General features: G+C 59.6%; 16 protein-coding genes and 4 pseudogenes. 11 read left to right on the top strand and 9 right to left on the bottom strand.

Annotated features, from left to right (window positions below; translation table 11 throughout):
• Nucleotides 1–181: 181 nt before the first annotated feature.
• Nucleotides 182–1,810, top strand: a complete 1,629-nt coding sequence (locus FA04_RS28390) for a GMC family oxidoreductase (protein WP_034799819.1) — start codon at nucleotides 182–184, stop codon at nucleotides 1,808–1,810.
• Nucleotides 1,811–2,190: 380 nt separating this feature from the next.
• Here FA04_RS28390 and FA04_RS28385 read toward each other — a convergent pair whose 3' ends face one another.
• Nucleotides 2,191–3,366, bottom strand: a complete 1,176-nt coding sequence (locus tag FA04_RS28385) for an MFS transporter (protein WP_034799817.1) — start codon at nucleotides 3,364–3,366, stop codon at nucleotides 2,191–2,193.
• Nucleotides 3,367–3,412: 46 nt separating this feature from the next.
• Here FA04_RS28385 and FA04_RS28380 point away from each other — a divergent pair, with 46 nt between their 5' ends.
• The 4 genes and pseudogenes from FA04_RS28380 to FA04_RS34575 all read left to right on the top strand — a co-directional run.
• Nucleotides 3,413–4,030: a winged helix-turn-helix transcriptional regulator gene (locus FA04_RS28380; RefSeq protein ID WP_234798859.1), complete on the top strand. Its 618-nt coding sequence runs from the start codon at nucleotides 3,413–3,415 to the stop codon at nucleotides 4,028–4,030.
• Nucleotides 4,031–4,126: 96 nt separating this feature from the next.
• Nucleotides 4,127–4,216, top strand: a pseudogene (locus FA04_RS36050) (helix-turn-helix domain-containing protein); the annotation flags it as partial.
• A gap of 372 nt (nucleotides 4,217–4,588) precedes the next feature.
• Nucleotides 4,589–4,767 (top strand): annotated as a pseudogene (locus tag FA04_RS28370) (transposase); the annotation flags it as partial.
• A gap of 18 nt (nucleotides 4,768–4,785) precedes the next feature.
• Nucleotides 4,786–5,119 (top strand): annotated as a pseudogene (locus tag FA04_RS34575) (exonuclease/endonuclease/phosphatase family protein); the annotation flags it as partial.
• An 8-nt stretch (nucleotides 5,120–5,127) separates the two neighbouring features.
• On the opposite strand, the gene FA04_RS28365 reads toward FA04_RS34575, so the two are convergent.
• Nucleotides 5,128–6,003, bottom strand: coding sequence for a hypothetical protein (locus tag FA04_RS28365; protein WP_034799908.1), 876 nt, complete (start codon nucleotides 6,001–6,003; stop codon nucleotides 5,128–5,130).
• Between the two features lie 423 nt (nucleotides 6,004–6,426).
• Between FA04_RS28365 and ku (FA04_RS28360) the strand changes: the two genes are divergently transcribed.
• Genes ku (FA04_RS28360) through ligD (FA04_RS28350) form a run of 3 tightly spaced genes read left to right on the top strand, consistent with a single transcriptional unit; the run spans nucleotide 6,427 to nucleotide 9,270 of the window.
• Nucleotides 6,427–7,332: a non-homologous end joining protein Ku gene (gene ku, locus FA04_RS28360; RefSeq protein ID WP_034799814.1), complete on the top strand. Its 906-nt coding sequence runs from the start codon at nucleotides 6,427–6,429 to the stop codon at nucleotides 7,330–7,332.
• 11 nt (nucleotides 7,333–7,343) lie between these two features.
• Nucleotides 7,344–8,156 (top strand): non-homologous end joining protein Ku, encoded by an 813-nt coding sequence (ku, locus tag FA04_RS28355; RefSeq protein ID WP_034799812.1) that lies wholly within the window; start codon nucleotides 7,344–7,346, stop codon nucleotides 8,154–8,156.
• Between the two features lie 55 nt (nucleotides 8,157–8,211).
• Nucleotides 8,212–9,270, top strand: a complete 1,059-nt coding sequence (ligD, locus tag FA04_RS28350; protein WP_034799810.1) for a non-homologous end-joining DNA ligase — start codon at nucleotides 8,212–8,214, stop codon at nucleotides 9,268–9,270.
• A 6-nt stretch (nucleotides 9,271–9,276) separates the two neighbouring features.
• On the opposite strand, the gene FA04_RS28345 is transcribed toward ligD (FA04_RS28350), so the two are convergent.
• The 4 genes from FA04_RS28345 to FA04_RS28330 all read right to left on the bottom strand — a co-directional run bounded on the left by FA04_RS28345 (nucleotide 9,277) and on the right by FA04_RS28330 (nucleotide 13,756).
• Nucleotides 9,277–9,654 carry a DUF4112 domain-containing protein gene (locus FA04_RS28345; protein WP_034799808.1) on the bottom strand — a complete coding sequence of 126 codons (378 nt, stop codon included), beginning with the start codon at nucleotides 9,652–9,654 and terminating at the stop codon, nucleotides 9,277–9,279.
• Nucleotides 9,655–9,684: 30 nt separating this feature from the next.
• Entirely contained in the window at nucleotides 9,685–12,327 is a 2,643-nt protein-coding gene (ligD, locus tag FA04_RS28340; protein ID WP_034799806.1) for a DNA ligase D, read from the bottom strand.
• Nucleotides 12,328–12,669: 342 nt separating this feature from the next.
• Complete coding sequence (locus tag FA04_RS28335) at nucleotides 12,670–13,080, bottom strand: hypothetical protein (protein ID WP_034799804.1); 411 nt, start codon at nucleotides 13,078–13,080, stop codon at nucleotides 12,670–12,672.
• Nucleotides 13,081–13,438: 358 nt separating this feature from the next.
• Nucleotides 13,439–13,756 (bottom strand): hypothetical protein, encoded by a 318-nt coding sequence (locus FA04_RS28330; protein WP_034799802.1) that lies wholly within the window; start codon nucleotides 13,754–13,756, stop codon nucleotides 13,439–13,441.
• A gap of 272 nt (nucleotides 13,757–14,028) precedes the next feature.
• Between FA04_RS28330 and FA04_RS36045 the strand changes: the two genes are divergently transcribed.
• Nucleotides 14,029–14,499 (top strand): DUF6438 domain-containing protein, encoded by a 471-nt coding sequence (locus FA04_RS36045; RefSeq protein ID WP_234798858.1) that lies wholly within the window; start codon nucleotides 14,029–14,031, stop codon nucleotides 14,497–14,499.
• A gap of 112 nt (nucleotides 14,500–14,611) precedes the next feature.
• Nucleotides 14,612–15,130 (top strand): annotated as a pseudogene (locus FA04_RS36040) (NAD(P)H-dependent oxidoreductase); the annotation flags it as partial.
• Between the two features lie 78 nt (nucleotides 15,131–15,208).
• On the opposite strand, the gene FA04_RS28315 reads toward FA04_RS36040, so the two are convergent.
• From FA04_RS28315 to FA04_RS28305, 3 genes are read right to left on the bottom strand one after another with little or no spacing between them, the layout of a single operon-like run.
• Complete coding sequence (locus tag FA04_RS28315) at nucleotides 15,209–15,991, bottom strand: SDR family oxidoreductase (protein WP_034799800.1); 783 nt, start codon at nucleotides 15,989–15,991, stop codon at nucleotides 15,209–15,211.
• Between the two features lie 15 nt (nucleotides 15,992–16,006).
• Complete coding sequence (locus FA04_RS28310; RefSeq protein ID WP_034799906.1) at nucleotides 16,007–17,200, bottom strand: aminotransferase class V-fold PLP-dependent enzyme; 1,194 nt, start codon at nucleotides 17,198–17,200, stop codon at nucleotides 16,007–16,009.
• A complete protein-coding gene (locus FA04_RS28305) occupies nucleotides 17,197–17,676 on the bottom strand; it encodes a RidA family protein (RefSeq protein WP_034799799.1) in 480 nt (159 codons plus the stop codon). The genes FA04_RS28310 and FA04_RS28305 overlap by 4 nt, the downstream gene beginning before the upstream one ends.
• Before the next feature lie 100 nt (nucleotides 17,677–17,776).
• Between FA04_RS28305 and FA04_RS28300 the strand changes: the two genes are divergently transcribed.
• Nucleotides 17,777–18,718 carry a LysR substrate-binding domain-containing protein gene (locus tag FA04_RS28300; protein ID WP_335669425.1) on the top strand — a complete coding sequence of 314 codons (942 nt, stop codon included), beginning with the start codon at nucleotides 17,777–17,779 and terminating at the stop codon, nucleotides 18,716–18,718.
• Nucleotides 18,719–19,110: the final 392 nt, after the last annotated feature.

The raw sequence follows: 19,110 nt of genomic DNA, 5'->3' as shown, positions 1-19,110 counted from the left end.
TATCATCGGGACAGGCATTCCTGTTCCGATGATCGGATGCTGGAATGTCCTCACCTCCCATCACACTTACAGGCCGTATGTAAAAACGTCGATCTCCGATTGAGATCGATTGCATCTCGGATGCCAATAGCGCTCGCGGCCAACTTGCAATTTCAGCCCACCAATTCACAAAGGTAACCCCGTGGATCAGAATACGCATGACATAAACCGACGTGAAAATCCGGCGCCACGACATCCTGAGGTCCCAGCCGATTTTGACTTCATAGTATGTGGAGCCGGATCCAGTGGTTCCGTCGTTGCCGCCCGACTGGCAGAATGCGGAAACGCCAGCGTCTTGCTTCTTGAGGCTGGGGGAGACGATACGGCCGAGTCCGTTGTAAACCCGTCGCAATGGCCACTCAATCTCGGTACGAACCGTGACTGGGGTTTCGTTGGAGAGCCGGCGCCTGAGCTCTACGGGAGGCGGCTTCCTCTCAGCATGGGGAAGGGACTGGGTGGTGGTTCGAGCATCAATGTTATGGTCTGGGCGCGAGGCCACAAGGAAGACTGGAATCATTTCGCGGCTGAAGCGGGCGATGAAGCCTGGGGTTATGAATCGGTTCTCGGCTACTATCGGCGGATTGAAGACTGGCGCGGCACACCGGATGCGCTACGCCGCGGGGCTGGAGGACCGGTGTATGTCGCCCAGCCACGTTCGCCACAACCAATCGCAGAGGCTCTGTTGAACGCTGCATCGGCGATGGGCATTCCGGTTTTCGACACTCCGAACGGCGAACTGATGGAAAGTCCCGGAGGTGCATCGATCGCAGAACTGCGCATCCGGGATGGCAAGCGGGAGTCCGTATTCGGATCTTATGTTCGTCCGCTCATGTCGCTACCGAACCTTACGGTCGTAACCGAGGCGTTGGTCACGCGCCTCATCTTCGATGGCAAACGGGCGACAGGCGTTGAGGCTCTCGTCAACGGACAGCGGCGTGCGTTCACTGCGCGATGCGAAACGGTATTGTCGCTGGGTGCGATCAATACGCCAAAGGTGCTGATGCAGTCAGGCATTGGCCCGAAGGACGAACTGAAAGCTCACGGGATATCTGTCGTGCAGCATCTCCCGGGTGTGGGTCGAAATCATCAAGATCATCTCGCGTTCGGCTGCACCTGGGCATATAGAAAGCCGGAAGGCGTCGGCGGGGGAGGCTGCGAAGCAAAACTCTATTGGAAAAGCGACTCCCGCCTCTCTCAACCGGACATTCTGCAGTGCCAGTTGGAGTTCGCCGTTCCTTCGCCGACAGAAACAGGTCTGGAAACCCCGGCACATGGCTGGACGATGTTTTCAGGGCTTGCGCAGCCGAAAAGCCGTGGCCGGCTGAGGCTCTCCGGCCCCAATACAAACAACCCTATCCTGATTGAACCAAATTCTCTCAGTCAGCCGGAAGACATGGCTGCCGCCTTGGCGGCGGTTGAGCTGTGTCGCGAACTCGGAAATGGCGACGCCTTCACGCCGCTGGTCACGAGCGAGGCAGCTCCAGGCACACGCGACCGGGCAGGGATGATCGATTTCATCCGAAAGTCCGCTGTCACTTACTGGCACCAGTCCTGCACGGCCAAAATGGGACGCGACAGCATGTCCGTGGTCAATAACGAGCTCAAGGTCTACGGTATTGAAAGTCTTCGTATCGCAGATGCCTCGATCATGCCGCGTATCACCACGGGAAACACGATGGCACCGTGTGTCGTCATCGGAGAGCGCGCAGGCGATTTGATCAGGAAGACGCATGGTCTTGCTGACTTGAGTGGTGTCGCTCCATTCGCCTGAAGATGCTTTACAAGAGCTCGGCGGTCCGCACACACTGGCGTGCCGAGCTCTTTGCGCCCCTCTTCGGTCAACCGTTCGGCGTATTTCAAGACCTTCCACGAGCAGCTCAATAGACGAGCGCTTACAGAGTTGTGCTCTGCATCGGCAGCGTCGGGCGCCAACGCCAGTCGTCGAGGTCGATAGAGCTTCGCCCCGAAAACAGCCAGTCAACCATTGCATAATCAACCAAGGCAGCCCCGGGCCCGGAGCTCGGCGAAAGCAACGCCTTACCTTTCTCACGATCAGACCATGCGATGCCTGATGGATTCACCCAGACATATCATCTCGCCACGCATCACTCACACACGCCTCTATCGCGCGCATGCCTGTGGCGCGCCTGTTCACGGTGTCGCCAGACCGAGCTCTATCTCAGAACCTTTTCGTATCTGCCAATTCGCCACCTGCGCTATGACAAAGGCCACACCGACGAAGAGACCGCCTATTAGGCCGAGTTGATGGCGTTCAAGCACCGTGATGCCAGCCGCCCCAATGAGACCGGCAGCCGATACGCCGACATAAAGGGCAGCCGAATTCAGACCCAGCAAGAGCGACGCCGATGCGGGAGACAAACTGATCAACCGGTGCTGTTGGGGAACCAACAAGCCCCAACCGCAAATGCCCCAGACAACCAGAGCCAGGGCAGAACTCCAAAGGTCCGCACTGCTCCACGGCATCAATGCGAAGTTCGCCACGGCGATCGCAAGCGAGCCGTTGACAATCATCCGATTGCCGAACCGATCGGTAAAGTATCCGGCTGCCAGGTTGCCAGCGGTGGCTGCGATACCCCAAAGGAGCAGAAGTGCGGCCAAGACCTCGGGCCTTCCACCGGTCGCGCGATCGAAGGTCACTCCGAGATACGTGTAAACCGCAAAGAATCCTGAATACGCCACTAGTGTGGTCAAAAGGGTGAGCGCCACGCGAATGTCTTTGAGTGGACCAAGGCGCGCGCGCAACGATACTGCCGGCAAGGGGGGGACAGCCGGCAACAGCACGTAGACGCCAATAGTAGCGACGGCCCCAACGACAGTGACAAACCACATGGTGGCGCGCCAATCACCCAGCCCGCCAATAAATGTTCCAAGCGGAGATCCCAGGGCGGTCGCACCGGACAACCCGGCCACCACGATTGCTAGTGCACGCGCGCGTTTCTCCGCCGGCACAAGTGAGGCGGCTGTCGCCGTCGCCGTTGGGCTGAACATCGCTGCGCCGAGCCCCGCCACGAAACGGCTCGCCAACACCCATTCGATGGTCGGTGCAATGGCTGTGACGAGATTACCGATGACGAACACCGCCAAGCCGGCGAGGAGAAGTCGCTTTCGCGGCCAGTGAGCCGCCGCCGCGGCGATGACCGGCGAAAGCACGGCGAAACTCAACGCATAGACGGTGACCATTTGCCCAGCGACTGCGATTGAGACGCCGAGGGATTGCGTCACCTCAGGAAGAATTCCGGCGATTACGAAACTGTCTGTACCAATGGCGAACATGCCGACGGCAAGCACGAGCAAACGACGATCCATTGTGGTGGTCCTTAATCCGCGGCATCAGCCGCTGCGCAAAAGTTTCATGTTAAAACTTACCAGAAAAGTTGCACGACGCAACTGTTCTGGCTATATTGCTGGAATGCAACGCAAAGCCTTCAGTGAAATGAACTGCTCGATTGCCCGCGCCCTCGATGAAGTAGGCGAGTGGTGGAGCCTATTGATTATCCGGGAGTGCTTCTTTGGAACCACGCGTTTCGATCAATTTCAGGAACGCCTGGGCATCGCCCGGAATATACTGACGACGCGCTTGAGGCGGCTCATCGCGAACGGTGTCGTCGAAAGAGTTTCACTTGAAGAACATGGGCGACGGGAGGGGTATCGCCTCACCGCCAAGGGCGAGGAGCTTTTTCCGGTGCTGGTTTCGTTGCAACAGTGGGGCGACAAATGGGCCGTTGGAGAAAAGGGGCCGCCGATCCGAATGGTTGAACACGAGACAGATAGTTTGCTTGGACCTGTGGGCCCGATCTCGTCAACCGGGCGCATAATTAGTTTTCGTGACGTCCGCCTCGAGATGGGTCCAGGCGGAGGGCCGTCTACCGCAAAACGAATAGCGGACCGAAATCTCGCTATTCTCGGAGTGGCCGATGGAGCGTCCACCGCCGACAAATCGGTGGAACTTGACTCAAAAAGCACCTCGTGAGCGGGCAACCCCTCCCCGTGATTTTGGTGGCCAATGTTTTGATGTGCCAATAATAACATGGCGTGCGTTAGTGGCGCGTGCTTTAACGAAGACCGCCAGCGGGAAATCAATCTGGATCAGATTCGAAAGCTCAGCAAGGAATGGAACATTCCGGCTGGTTCGCTGATCGGCGACGTCGCTGCTTAAGGAATCCCACAGCTTCCGCAGTTGAAACGGTCCCGCGCCCTGTCCTCCAGGCGGGTGACCTCCTTGATGCGATCGATCGCGCCCGCATCTTCGAACCTGAGCATGTTTGGGAACAAAGCCGGCGCGAGCGCCAAACAGCGATCGCAAGAATGATCGTCAAGAGCACGAACATCGTCTGATATGAGAGATCGATCAGGCTCACGGAGCGCGGATCGAGCACCAGCGCGATGATGTCAGCATCACTGAACCCGCCGTCGGTGGCGCCCGGCATCCGGGCGAACGAAGACGCGCGGTGGATGCACGAGAGGTGACCTTGCCCCGTTGAAATAATCCATTTTGAAGTAAGCTCTGGCCCATTGAGAGGACCAGGGAATGAAGCGCAATCGTTTCACAGACGAACAGAACATCGGGATTCTGAAGGAGCACGAGGCGGGCACGCCGGTCGCGGAGCTTTGCCGCAGGCACGGCGTCAGCGATGCCAGCATCTATAAGTGGAAAGCCAAGTCGGCGGCATGGAGCTGTCCGAAGCCAAGCGGCTGAAGACGCTGGAGGTCCGTGGCAAACCGACCATGCCGACGGTATTGGACGTCTACGCACCGTCACGCTGGCGCGACGACGCGCTGTTCCGGCCGGAAGTCCGGAAAGCCTTATGCCGATCTCCTCGCCCAAGGCTGGACCGACGCCATCCGCCATATTCATCCGAAGGAACGCATCTACACCTTCTGGAAATACTGGCGCAGCGCCTGTGAGCGCGATGCGGGCCTGCGTATCGACCATATTCTCCTCAGCCCGGCGCTCGCGCCCTGGCTCAGCAAGGCGAGTGTCCCACGTAGCCCTCGTGGCTTGGAGCACACCACCGGCCATGGGTCGGTCATCATCGAGATCGAACCACCATCGGATTGAAGTCAGGCCTAAGCCTTTTGTCTGGCCCTGCGTTCGCGCGCCTTGGCGGTCAGCCGCGCCTCGCGCAGTTCCTCAAGAGTCGGCAGCCACCAGCCGCGCCGGCGCTCACGCTCTTCCGGCGCCCTTTTCGAGGGCCAGGTCTGCACCAGCTCCTCCAGCGAAGGCGTCCGCCATAGGCCCCAAACGTGATCCCCGGCGATGTGTGGATAAAGGTCGGCAACCTCATGGCAATCGACCAGCTCGCCGGTTATGTCTCCAACTACGACGATCCCGTAGAGCGGCGTCGCAAGCGGCCGACCTATCGGGGGCAAATCATCGACGGCAAGTGGGATGCGCCGGCGCTTGCGCTCGACCGCCCGGCGGCGGGACAGTCTTTCCTCGTAGGTTCCCTTGCGCGCCTCGGCGCGCTTGCGTTTTTCTTCAGGCTCATTTCGCTGCGCTTCCGCCTCGATAGCCCCCCAGCGATCGACAAGATCATCATAGGAAGCGAATGGCACCCGCCACACCTTATGCTCGCCATCCCAACGGGCAAATGGAACCTGGCGGATTTCGTCGACCAGTTTGCGTGAAAAAGGCGTCCGGATGCGAAACCCGTCCTTGTCGACGTTGAGGTAGGGGCTGAGGATCGGCTCGAACGCATAAGCATCCCTGCCCTTTCCCTCTGCGTGTGGATCGACGCGGAATTCTTCCCTGGCCAGCCAGCGATCGATGCGCCGGCGCGCGGTCGTGCCGGGGACGATCCAGGCCTTTCGCCGGTCGCTCCAGCGGGCGCGTGGAAAAGCCTCGCGAAACCGCTGCACGGTCATACGGTCGAACGGAAATGCGACCGACACGCACTCGCCAGCCCCTTTGTCCTCATGATCAATCTCGACATCGTCGGCCATCGCATCACCCGTCGCTACGACAGAGGGCGGCCCGCGCGCCAATGCTTCCTATGCCAATCTCCGAGACCGCCTTGCCGGGCTTTGCCTCAGTCTTCGCCTTTGTGCGCTGATCGGCGAACGGGGACCCGGTTCACATCGATACTTTCCTTGAACTGGCGTTTCCCGCGGCGCCGAATATAGCGCCTATCGGTTCTGCTATCGACGAATTCACGTTTCGTCATGACATCTCCCTTCCAGTTGTGGCTTCGGAAGAACGCACGCCGCCCCGAAAAGATGCAGCGAATCAGCGGCATGGTCGAGACTGGTTAAAAAGGGCGCCAACGCATGCCTAAGTTATTGATTTTCGATTCCTTTCGAGTCGGAACAAATTCGCTCGTGATTCGCTTGACTCGCTTTGGTTGCGTCGAGTCGGGAGTTTAAAAGATGGCCGGTCATCGTGCCCAGTGGAAGGGCTTCATCAAATTCGGCGAGGTCAGTTGCGCAGTCGGCCTCTACACGGCCGCCAGCACCTCGGCACGCATCGCGTTTCACACCATCAACCGCCGCACCGGCAATCGCGTTAACCGTGTCTTCGTCGATAGCGACACCGGCAAGGAGGTCGAGCGGGAGGATCAGACAAAGGGCTTCGAGATCGAAAACGGCCACTACATCATGATCGATCCGGAGGAGGTGGCCGCTACCGTTCCGGACAGCGACAAGACCCTGCAGATCGAAGCCTTCATTCCCTGCTCCGACGTTGACGACGTCTATTTCGACAAACCCTACTATCTCGTGCCGACCGACCGGGTTTCGTCAGACGCCTTTACCGCGCTGCGCGATGCAATGGAGAAGTCGCAGGTCGCTGCGATCGCGCGCACGGTCCTGTTTCGTCGCATACGCACACTCTTGATCCGCACCCACGGCAAAGGCCTGATCGCCACCACGATGCAGTATGACTACGAAGTCCGCTCATCACAGAAGGCGTTTGAGGAGGTGCCGAAGCTGCGGATCAAAGGTGAGATGCTGGATCTTGCCAAGCACATCATCGCTACAAAGAAAGGAACCTTCGACCCGGCCGCGTTCGACGATCGTTACGAGACGGCGGTCGCTGAGCTGGTGAAGGCGAAAATTGAAGGCAAGGCCTTGCCGAAGCGAAAGGAGGTCAAGGTCTCCAAACCGGACGACCTACTGGCCGCCCTACGCGAAAGCGCGAAGATGCTGAAGGCCGGCGGCGATCAACTGACGCGACCCGCCGCCAATGCCAACAAGGGCGCCGGGCGCAAGCCGGCGTCGCGCGCCGCGGCCTCGAAATCGCGCGGCTCGACGTCCGGACAGCGTAAAGCCGGCTGAGGAGCACGATCATGGCGCCGCGCCCATACTGGAAAGGCTATCTGAAGCTCTCGCTCGTCACCTGCCCGGTCTCGATGTCGCCAGCAACGTCGGAGAGCGAAAAAGTCAGGTTTCACACGCTCAACAAAGAGACCGGAAATCGCGTCGTCTCCCAATTTGTCGACGCGGTCACGCGCAAACCGCTGAAGGATGAGGACGAGATAAAGGGCTATCCCCGCGGCGAGAACGACTTTGTGCTCCTCACGGACGACGAACTGGATGCCGTCGCGCTCGACACCGTCAAAACCATTGACATCGACAAGTTCGTCCCGAGCGACAGCATCGAGTGGATCTATCTCGAAAAGCCGCACTATCTTGTGCCCGACGATCCCGTCGGCCATGAGGCCTTCGCGGTCATTCGCGACGCCATGGCGTCCGACAAGGTGCTCGGCATTTCGAAACTCGTCATCGGCCGGCGCGAGCGGGCAGTCGTGCTCGAACCACGCGGCGAAGGTATCGTGCTCTGGACACTACGCTTCGGCGACGAGGTCCGGCCGGAAGAGTCCTATTTCGAGGATATCGACGATGCGTCGGACCCTGATCTTATTCCCCTTGTCGAGAAATTCATCAAGCAGCACACCAAGACCTGGTCCCCGGACATGGTTTCCGACCCCGTGCAGGACGCTCTCCTCGACATTATCGCGAAAAAGAAGAAGGGGCTGAGGCCCTTGAAGAAGGGCAAGGCCAAGGAAGAGACCGGCGCGGCTGGCAGCAACGTCATCGACATCATGGACGCTCTTCGCCAGAGTTTGGCGGCGAGCGGAAAAGGAAAGCGCTCATCCTGAAAACTTCACGGAAGGCACTTATGTTCGTATTCTCTCTTGCGCATGATGGATCGCCATGAAAGCGAAGCGCCGATCGGCCATACCCTTGCTCGATGACTCCGGTACTGCGCTCCAGTCGCGGCCGGTCCGCCGACGCAATCGCGACCAGCCCACTCTGCCCTTCGATCCGATGCCCGGCCGCATCGAGCCGTGCCTGGCGCTTCTGCGGCCGACGCCGCCGGAAGGACCGGAATGGCTCTACGAAATCAAATGGGACGGGTATCGCCTCGCCATCCACATCGAACCGAAGGGTGTTAGGATCATCACGCGCGGCGGCCACGACTGGACCGATCGCTTTCCACGGATCGTGGAAGCCGCGAAGAGGCTCGACGTCGGGACCGCCATCCTCGATGGCGAGGCCGTGGTCCTCAACAAGGAGGGCCATGCGGACTTCGGGGCGCTGCAACGCTCGCTCGGGGGCCGCGGCGGCAAGCGCGCCTCGACGGAGGCGGTCTTTGCCGCATTCGATCTTCTCTATTTTGATGGCCACGATCTGACGAAGACGGAGCTTTCGGTTCGCCGGCATCTGCTTACGGATTTCCTCGACGGCGCAAGCGGCGCGGTGCAGCTGTCGGAAGAAGCGCACGGTGATGGCGTCGAGCTGCTGGCAAATGCATGTTCGATGGGGCTCGAAGGCATTGTTGCCAAGCACCGCGAGCGGCCATACAGGTCGGGACGAACAGGCGACTGGATCAAGGTCAAATGCGTTCAAAGTGAGAGCTTCATGATCGTCGGCTATGAGCAGTCCGCTGCAGCGCGTAGCGGGATCGGCAGCCTTCTGCTTGCCGCCCGGCGGGGCGATAGCTGGGTGTCGGTGGGTTCTGTCGGGACCGGGTTCAAGGCGAAGGATGCCGAATACCTGCGCAAAACATTGGACAAGCTGAAGACGAAGAAACCGGTCGTGCCAGTCAAGGGCAAGAATTACGTGTTCGCGCTGCCGACGCTGATCGCCGAGATCGAGTTCCGCGGCTGGACGGTCGAGGGAAATCTGCGCCACGCCTCCTATAAAGGCTTGCGCGAAATCCAGGACAATGCCGCGGTGTTCGATATCGCCACGCTTGGAGACCGCAGCTGACCGGCGTTACCGATCGAGGTCAGCGTGGTCGAGGCCCAAGTGGTCCAGCACGAGTTGCAGATTGCGGCGGTTGGACTTGAAATAGATATCGAAGACATCGCCGAGCACCGGCACGCTTCCTGCGACCGTGTCGAAGCCGACATTGACAAGCATCTTCACCAGCGTGTCATTCGGCACGCCGAGACGGCGCGCCTCGTTTACGATGACGAGGCTGATAGCCGCCGCTGCGAAATCGCCCACGCCTGGGATGAGACCAAGAACCGAGTCCGCGCCCACCGATACGCGCGTGCCGGGAATGCGGAGCGCCGTGTCCATCAACCGTACCAGGCCGCGGATGCGCCGAAGGCGGGTCAGGTGCTCGATGGGGACAGTGTGATTTTTCATGCGTCCTATGTGGTCTTGGCGCCCTGCCGTTCAACGCTCATGCCGCAGCCTTTGCTTGCCGAGCCGCTTGATGGCCTGTTCGAGCTCGCGCTGTCCGTCGCAATAGTCCTCCCACGCAATCGTCTTCGTTAGCAGCGCCGGTACGGTCCGCACGGTGAACCGCTTCGGATCGAGATCGGATTTGACCTGCGTCCAGGTTAGCGGCATCGACACCGTGGCGCCCGGACGCGCCCGTGGCGACAGCGGGGCCACCGCCGTCGCCATGCGGTCGTTGCGCAGATAGTCGAGGAAGATGCGGCCTTCCCGCAGGCTTTTCGTCATCTTGATGAGATAAAGGTCTGGATTATCGCGGGCCATCTCCTGGCAGACGTCACGGGCGAAGCCCTTCGCCTGCGCCCATGAAAGCGGCGTACGCGCGTTCACGGCCAGCGGCGTCACCACATGCAGTCCCTTGCCGCCAGTCGTCTTGCAGAAGCTGACAAGTCCGAGATCATCAAGCCGGTCCCGCATTTCACGGGCGGCCGCAACCACAGCCGCGAACGGCACATCCGGACCGGGGTCGAGGTCGAAGACCAGCCGGCCCGGCACCTCCGGATTTCCTGGTTCGCAGTTCCATGGATGTAGTTCGATGCCGCCGATCTGGGCGACGGCGACGAGGCCTTCGACACGGTCGACTTGCAAATACGGCTTCTTGTCGCCGAACACCTTGACCAGCTCCAGCAGGTTTGACGTACCCGGCATGGCGTGGCGTTGGAAAAACTGTTCGCCGCCAATGCCGTCAGGCGCGCGGATGATCGAACACGGCCGGCCCCTGACATGTTCGATCAGCCAAGAGCCGACCGCTTCGTGATACCGGGCCAGCTCTTCTTTGGTGACGGCCTTGCCGTCGTCGGCGTCCGGCCATAACGGTTTGTCCGGATTGGAGATGAGCACGCCCATGACCTCGGCCTTCGCGCCCTTGCGGCGCGGGACATTGTTCACCATCGGCGCGGGCTTGGGCGTTTTGGTCGTCGCGGGGGATGCAGGCTTTTCCGCCTCCACCTCATCGGCCGGCTTGTCCTCCCGCAGGCCCTTGAAGGCGGCCTGGCGGACTTGCCCGTCTGCGGTCCAGCCAGCGAATTCGATCTCGGCGACCAACTCGGGTCTCACCCAGACGACTTCCTTTTCGTTCTTCGGCGCGCCGATCCCCGTGAACGGCGACTTCGTCGTTTCCACAGCCTTCAACTTTGGCAGCAGTGTTTCGACCTTCTTGGCGCTGTAGCCTGTGCCGACGCGGCCGACATAAACGAAATGCTCACCGCGATTGACGCCGGCAAGTAGCGACCGGAACTTGCCATTCGTCTTGGCGTATCCGCCGATAACCACTTCATGCCCGGCGCGGCATTTCGATTTCGCCCAGGTGTCGGTACGGCCGGACTGGTAGGGCGCATCGGCATGCTTCGAGACAATGCCCTCGAGGGAAAGCTTGCACGCAGAACGCAGGACCGCATCGCCGCCCGTCTCGAAATGCTCGACGAAGCGAAGACGAGGATTGTCGGTCGCATCTGCTAGCAGCTCCTGCAAACGCGCCTTTCGATCGGTAAGCGGCCTCGGCCGCAAATCCTCGCCGCCGTCGAACAGGAGGTCGAACGCGAAATAGACCAGGTTGCCGGTGGTGCCTTCCGACAAGGCGGCCTGAAGCGCCGCGAAATCCGGAGCGCCATTGTCGTCGAGCGCGCAGATCTCGCCGTCGATAATGCAGTCGGGCAGTTGGGAGGAAGCTCTCGCTATCTCCGGATATTTGGCCGTCCAGTCCAGCCCTTTGCGGGTCTTCAGCATGACCTCACCGTCAGCGACCCGCATTTGGATGCGGTATCCATCGAACTTGATCTCATGCAGCCAGTTCTTCCCGACCGGCGGGCGCTCCACGGTTTCGCAGAGTTGCGGAGCAATGAAGTCGGGCAAGTCAACCCCGGTCGACGCCGCCACATCCGTCCGACCCCTCTCTTTGCGTTTACCGGCTGCGCGCCCTTGCTTGCTATCCCAGACTGCGTCGGCCTCGACCTCACCGCTCGCCATCATGAACGGCTTGGGCTTGCGCCCCTTGCCGCTTGCGATCTGCTCCATGGTTCGTCCGGAAGCCACCGAGGTCATGTTCTCATCTAGGATGGCAGCGCCGTTCTCTTCAACGGAATGATCGTCATGATGCTTGATCAGCAGCCAATTGGTGCGCTTACCGCCGTCGCGGTCGTTGCGCATCCGCACGAGCACGAAGCTGCCATTTAGGCGCTTACCCTGCAGCACGAATTTCAAATCGCCCTTCTTCAGGGCTTCCTCCGGCGACTTGTTTCCTTCCGGCTCCCAATAGCCCCGGTCCCACAGCATGACCGTGCCACCGCCATACTGGCCTTTCGGGATGGTGCCCTCGAAATCCCCATAGCCGAGCGGATGATCCTCCACCTCGACCGCCAGCCGCTTGTCATGCGGATCAAGTGACGGCCCCTTCGTCACAGCCCAGGACTTGAACACGCCGTCGAGTTCGAGGCGAAGATCGTAATGAAGGCGCGTCGCGTCGTGTTTCTGGATGATGAAGCGAAGCCGATTGGCCGGCTTGACAGCGGCCGCGCCGCTCGGTTCCTTTGTCTGCTTGAAGTCCCGTTTCTTCTTGTAGGTTGAGAGCTTGTCAGCCGCCATGATCGACCTCAATCCATCCCATCAGGAAATTCCTTACACTGGAGTCGAAAACCCCCGCGCCGGATTGTTGTTCCTCCAAGGACAGGTCCCGCCTGTCCGATGGCAGGTGTTTCGTGTGAAGAATATCCTCTGCCGGCGGCGCGGTGGTTAGGCACAGCCGATGCCATTGCCAAGCAACCTACCGAGCTGCCTTGTCCGTCAATGGGCTCGCAGACCGTCAAGGTGCTTGATGGGATCTGCCTAGTCACTCGGCGCCTTGAGGGACATCGCCGCTCCCTTTTGGGATCGGCCTGGTGGTCGCTACCGCAGGCGCTCCGTTGGCGGCGGCGCCGACGATTCTTTCTAGCGGTAAATGTCGAGCGTGCGATTACGGTGGTTCGGATGGGTGCTGTAGACGAAGATGCGGTTGAGGTCGCGGTCCGTCAGCATGCGCAGGAACCGCGCTTCGATAATGTTGTTACCATGCACCCGCTTTGTCAGGCAGCCGACCATCTGGATGCGGGCGCTCGGGATGTCCAGGTAGAAATTCTGTGGCAGCGTGTACTGCGTGAGGATGCTGATCAGGGCGCCGCTTTTCGAAAGCTTGATGATTTCGCAGCGACGAGAGCTCAGTTGCGTCATGCCCTTCTCAGTGTATTCGATGCGCGCATCGTTCCGCGTGTCCTCCATTGGGAAGTTGGTTTCCCGATCGTACATGAAGGACTCTTGCTTGTTCAGGAAGTGCTGATACATCACCGGCGCCGCGCCTCTCATCAAAATGCCTTTCCGTATCCCCTTTTGAAACAGACTAGCGGCAGAGATTTAACAGAGGGTTTGGACGACCGATCCACTGAGCCGTCAACCCGTCGGCTTCCAAACGTCGCGCGGTAACCTTGCTCACCGCTGTCGACCGCTGAATTGGGAGGAAAGCTGTTCGCCTTCGCCAAGCCAGCCTACATTCGTTTCGCATGCGACGGCGAGACTCTTGGGGATCTGCGAGCCCCGATTATCCCCGCGGACCCCGGCCGAGTTCCATCGATATTCCCGGAATGGAGCTGATTGGCGCGTCCTCGGTCGCCGCTTCCCGACGGGGGGCGATCCTGGCTTGAAAAACCGGCCTTGAAGCGAGAGGTCAGAAGTTGCCGGGATCGCGAAACGGAAGCGCGACCGATATTATTCGACGAAAAGTCGCCGTATCGCGTGATCTCCAAAGGGCCCATGAAAGCCCCGCAAAGGCAATGGTTACAGCCGCGCCTACCAGTCGATACGTCCTTCGCCTCGGACGAATTGCCACTATGCCCATGTTCTCAACACGCGTCTGCAAGCGACGCACCTGCTTTCTAAGTCGATTGATTTCCTTAGCAGTGTTTCTCTGCTGTGCCGGAATGCCCACGAAATCTTTAGTGGGATCGACGATCGCCTTCGGAATAGGCAGCCCGATATCGGCCATGTTTGATCCTCCTGCATATTTGTAGGTAAACAGTACCTTGGGAGTTTTGTTCCAACCGACCGGCCCCTCGCTAAGGGCAGACGCGTGACCCGCCCGGATACAGGTCAAGATTGTCAGCCACAAAAGGGCGTTGACTGGGACTGCGTATTGGTTGAGGTTGACTTCTTAACACGCAAAAGATGCTGACCCGTGACACACGTGTTGAGCGGACCTGACGACCGGCCCAGGGTCCTGAAAGGGTGCACGATATGATTCTGGTTGCGAAGATTATAATGGCTGCGGCAGCGCTGCTGGTGGAGCAAAGCCAGACGCCGAGCATCATTGTCGAACGCAAACCATGTCTCGGCGAGTGCCCAGTTTACCGTTTCCAGGTGAGCGCCAGCGGGGGTATGTTCGAGGGCCGGCGCTTTACAAGCGTTCATGGCGAACAGCCTTTCTCGATCACGCCAAAGGAATGGTCCACCTTTCAGTCGGCACTCGCACCGCATCGGCCACAAGGAACGGAGACCATTACCGTGGGGCATGCGCGGTGCAGACAGTTTGCCACGGATCATGCTTCAGTCTCGGTGACGTGGATCGAGGTCGGACGTTCTGACCAGCTTGTCTTCAATTTCGGCTGCAGGGATCCGCGGAACGATGCTTTGGCGCGGACGCTTGCGGATGCGCCCGATTTGCTTCAGGTGGGGAAACTGATCGAGGATCGCCGTCTTGAGGATGGAGCCTGGGATCGTCCAGCAAAGTGAGGCTCTGAGGGCGACTTACGACCAGGGCCTTAGAGTTAATCGCTGGGACGCTTGTGGGTTGAAAAGCAAGAGCCGTCGCCTTCCGCCTCCTTAGCGCACTGGGGGTACTTGGGAGCATTTCGGGGCTGAGGTGTGCTTCATCTGATCCCTCCGGCTTACCGCTTCCGGATGATGCACCCGTGCGCCATCCGAAGGTCCAGGAACGCCGGGAACTTTCGGCATGGTCGGAGGGCCAGGTCTGGGGCAGCCCGGAGCGCCCCAGGATCATGAAGGCGCAGATCGACTGGATCCCGCTGTCCGTCGGCTCGATCTGTGCGACGCAGGGGAAGTCCCTTGCGGTCATGCAAGTCGGGTGGTTCTCAGTCCTTCGATGCCATCAATACCCTCCGGCTGCCCGGCTGCTGGATGCGCATGATCACGATCCCCAAACGTCAGTCGCCAAGGCCTATCAGGAGTACGACGGAAATGGGCGTATGAAGCCATCGTCCCACTACGACCGCGTTGTCGACCTCTGCGAGGAGCTGATGAAATTCACGCTGCTGACGCGTCGGCCTATCTCGTCGACCGATACAGCGAGCGCAAGGAAGACGCGGAGAAGCCGGAACAGCGCGTCAAACTCAAGTCGATCTGATCATCAAAGGGTATTCGATAATATTCGAATACCCTCTGACACGGAAATGAGGTCCGCGATGCCGTGAGACGTTGGAACTTAAGCAAGCGTCGACCTGAAAGCGCCACCGTCGAGCAGAATGTTCTGGCCGACAATATAGCCTGCGTACTGGCTGCAAAGAAATGCCGCGGCAGCGCCGAACTCCTCAATCGTGCCGAAGCGCCCGGTCGGATTCTCCGCATGCGCCTCCTGCCGCGCCTGGTCGATTGAGATGCCCTTCACTTCTGCCCGTCGCTGGAGAAGCACGGCTACACGATCAGTCTCATGTGACCCCGGTAGGAGGTTGTTGATCGTTACGCCATGTTTCGCGACTTGCCTTGCCGTCCCTGCCACAAAACCGGTCAGTCCGCTGCGGGATGCGTTGGACAGGCCCAACTCCGGGATCGGTGACTTTACCGAGGCGGAGGTGATGTTGACGACGCGCCCCCAGCTCCTATCGATCATACCGGGCAGAACCGCTTTCATCAGCAAGATCGGGGTCAGCATGTTAGCGTTCAGTGCGTTCAACCATTCATTCGTCTCCCAATCAGTCCATAACCCAGGCGGCGGTCCCCCTGCGTTGGTGACGAGGATGTCGGCTTTCGGTTCCGCTTCGAGAAGCTCTTGCCGACCTTCTACGGTCGTCACGTCTGCTACCACGGCATAGACTTCGGCACTTGTCAGCTCGCGAAGCTCCCTCGCGGTGGCCTCCAGCGCGTCCCGGTTACGACCGTTCAGGGTAACGATCACGCCCGCCTCTGCGAGCTTCTGCGCCACGCCTCTGCCCAGCCCTTTCGAGCTCGCGCAGACGATCGCGCGCTTGCCACTTATTCCCAAATCCATCGTGGTTCCGTCCTTCTATTGGATCGCATCTTTTGCGATGTGCTCAACCGCATGGATCAGGCCATCCACCTCTCCCGCCGTATTGAAATAACTGACCGAGGCTCGAGCTATTTCCTGCAGTCCGCGCGCCGTCATGTCGAAGGGCGTGTAGGGTACGCCGTTCGCCCCGATTGAGATACTCTTCTCTGCTAGTCTGCGTCTCACAACCGATGCCGAAATTCCCTCCACCGTGAAAGAAACAAGGCCCGACTGTTTCTCCCCGAGATCGCGCACCTCAACCGCCGGAATACGTTTCAACCCGTCCCGAAGCCGGGTTGCCAGTCGGGCTATGCGGGCTTGGATCGCCTCGACACCCAACTCCGAAGCCAGCGCGAGTGCTTCGCCGAGCCCCAGGAGCAGTGATATAGGCGCTTCGGACGTTTCGAATAGACGAGCATCTTTCCTCAGCTCGACTTTTCCATTCACGAGAGGGCCGGAGCTCACGTCAACGAAACTGGGATCGAGCTTCTCAAGAAAATTGGAGCGAACGTAGACGAGAGCCGTTCCGCGCGGCCCTCTAACGTATTTCCTGCCGGCCGCCTTGAGCACATCGCAACCTATCCTCGACACATCGATAGGAAGCTGACCAAGTGCCTGCCCGGCATCCACGAAGTATGGGATGCGAGCCGCGTTGGCGACCCGCCCGATGGCTTCGGCGTCGTTTATCAATCCCCCGTTGGCGGGAAGCCATGTTAGCGAGATCATGCGCACCTTGTCGTCGATCATTGCGGAAAGAGCGTTCGGATCGACACTGCCGTCTTCCGCGCAGGGAATGGTCTCGATACTTGCCCCGGCATGGCTTGCCGCACGCTGCATCGATGCGACATTACCGCCCCATTCCTGTCGCCCAATGAGAATGCGCTCGCCCGACCTCAGCTGTGGCAACGCGGCAAACACGCTCCCCCAAAGGGCAGACCCCGATCCACCGAAGGCAACCTCGCCTTCGTCGGCGCCGATGAACTTGGCAGCATTGGTACGAAGTATCGCAAACTCGTCCGCAACCAGTGCGGCAGCTTCCATCGGACCTCGCGTCGATTCCAGCATCAAGTGTCCGACAATCGCTTCGGTGACCCGCCTCGGTGGGAGCGAAGCTCCGGCGTGATTGAAGTGACTTCGCTGGGCGCAGCCGGGTGTGTCGTTGCGCAGGCCGTCGATTATTGCGTCGGTCAGCACCTGGTCTCCTCCAGTTCAACAACCGCATCGATCTCGACGGCTGCCCCCGAGGGAAGCGAACTGACACCAATGGCGGCCCTCGTGTGCTGCCCGGCTTCGCCGAACACCGCAACCATCAGATCGGAGGCACCGTTTGCAACCTTCGAGTGATCCTTGAACTCGCTCGTTGCCGCGACGAATACGCCAAGCTTCACGATGCGGCGGACAGACGAAAGCGAGCCGTCTGTATTGGAAGCGATCTGTCCGAGAAGATTAAGGGCTGCGATGCGCGCCGCTTGCACCCCCTGCTCGTGAGATATGTCCGCACCCAGGGTGCCTGCAATGATCTCACCGGCCGGCGCCTTGCTGATCTGACCGGAAATGAACAACAGGTTGCTCGTGTGGACCACCGAAATGTAATTCGCAGCCGGAGACGTCGGCGCGGGAAGTTCCAGGCCAAGAGTAACCAGTTGGGCACGGATGGAAATCGTCATCGTTTTCTCCTTTTCTTTCTTGCTTCATGAAAGAAATCCGAGGAGCCCGCCAATTCAAAGCTTTGCGCCCTGCGATCGAATTCGTTAATATCAGCCGTCATTGATCCGCGAGGCATCGGCATTGCGCAGTTCCCCGTTCCTCCCACCCCTTTCCGCGGCCAGGGTCTTCCAGGTGGTAGCAAACCGAGGGAGCTTTCGATTGGCCGGCGAGGAACTGCTCATTACGCAAAGCGCGGTGAGCCACCACATCAAGCAGCTCGAGAGTGCTCTCGGTACTCCACTCTTTCGTCGCAAGAGTAAAAGCATTGAGCTGACCGAGGCGGGCACAATGTTTCTTGCCACCGTCGACGAGGCCTTCACTGTGCTGTCGGAGGGCACCGCGAGGGTGCGCTCGCGATCCGGGCAGACCAGCTTGCGTGTGAGCCTGCTTCCCTCTTTCGCCGCCAACTGGCTGGTCAACAGACTTGGCAGTTTCCTCAAGAGCTACCCGGCGATCGAACTCGAATTGGATCCGACCCTGCGCATTGTCGATGTCGGGCGAGGCGAAGCGGATATCGCGATCCGATTTGGCGATTTTGGCGGGAGCAAACAGTCCTGCGTGCACCTCGCAAACGAAGATTTGTCTCCGGTGTTGAGCCCGGCGCTATACGGAGACGGATCCCAGTTTCAATCCGCGCTAGACCTACTCAACCAAGAGATATTACAGGCCAAGAGCGGCCTCGAGTGGCAGCTGTGGTCGGAGGCAGCCGGATTTCCGCTTGAGAGGGCCAAACAGACCCGGCTGACTGACTACAACATTGTATTGCAAGCTGCTCTTGATGGTCAGGGTGTCGCCATGGGGCGAGGCCTTCTTGTTCGGGAGCATATTCGGGCGGGGCGCCTGGTTAGGCCCTTTTCGGCTTCGTTGAGCTCACAGAAAGCTGCATACTGGGCAGCCTTCGACCCGCTCTCGAAGAAACTCGAAGCGATAGAGGCGTTTGTCGCCTGGTTGAAAAGTGAGATGACCCTATCGGCGCAGAGAACGTCCGGCCCCATTTTTTGATCGATGCAATCGTCGTCCCAACGGTAAGATTTACCGGCGGATACCTCTGGACGCGCTCCACCAAGTATCTCTTCACAAAACCCGAATGTTGGATGACATGCAGGCTGACTAGAACCTCAACACCGAGGAAGTAGCACTTGTTCCCCATAGAGTGGCAGACCCGGCTCTACCCCAGTGAGGCACCTTCCAGTCGATACATTGTGCGATCAGATCGTGAGGCTTTCGGTCTCTCCTCACTTTTTCTTTGGCGTGGAAAATGAAATCCGTCTAATTGGGGCTGCAACGACCGCTAGGCCGCTTCCGCCCCAAAAAAGCATTCTCGCCGAAGGCATGGAAGCGCAACCCGGGCGATGCAGGCGGAGTACAAGGGGAGACAGCGCCCCGCCCACTTG

Source organism: Ensifer adhaerens, assembly GCF_000697965.2.
GTDB lineage: Bacteria > Pseudomonadota > Alphaproteobacteria > Rhizobiales > Rhizobiaceae > Ensifer > Ensifer adhaerens.
The sequence above is the reverse complement of the archived record's forward strand: the minus strand, read 5'-3'. Positions and strand labels throughout refer to the sequence as shown.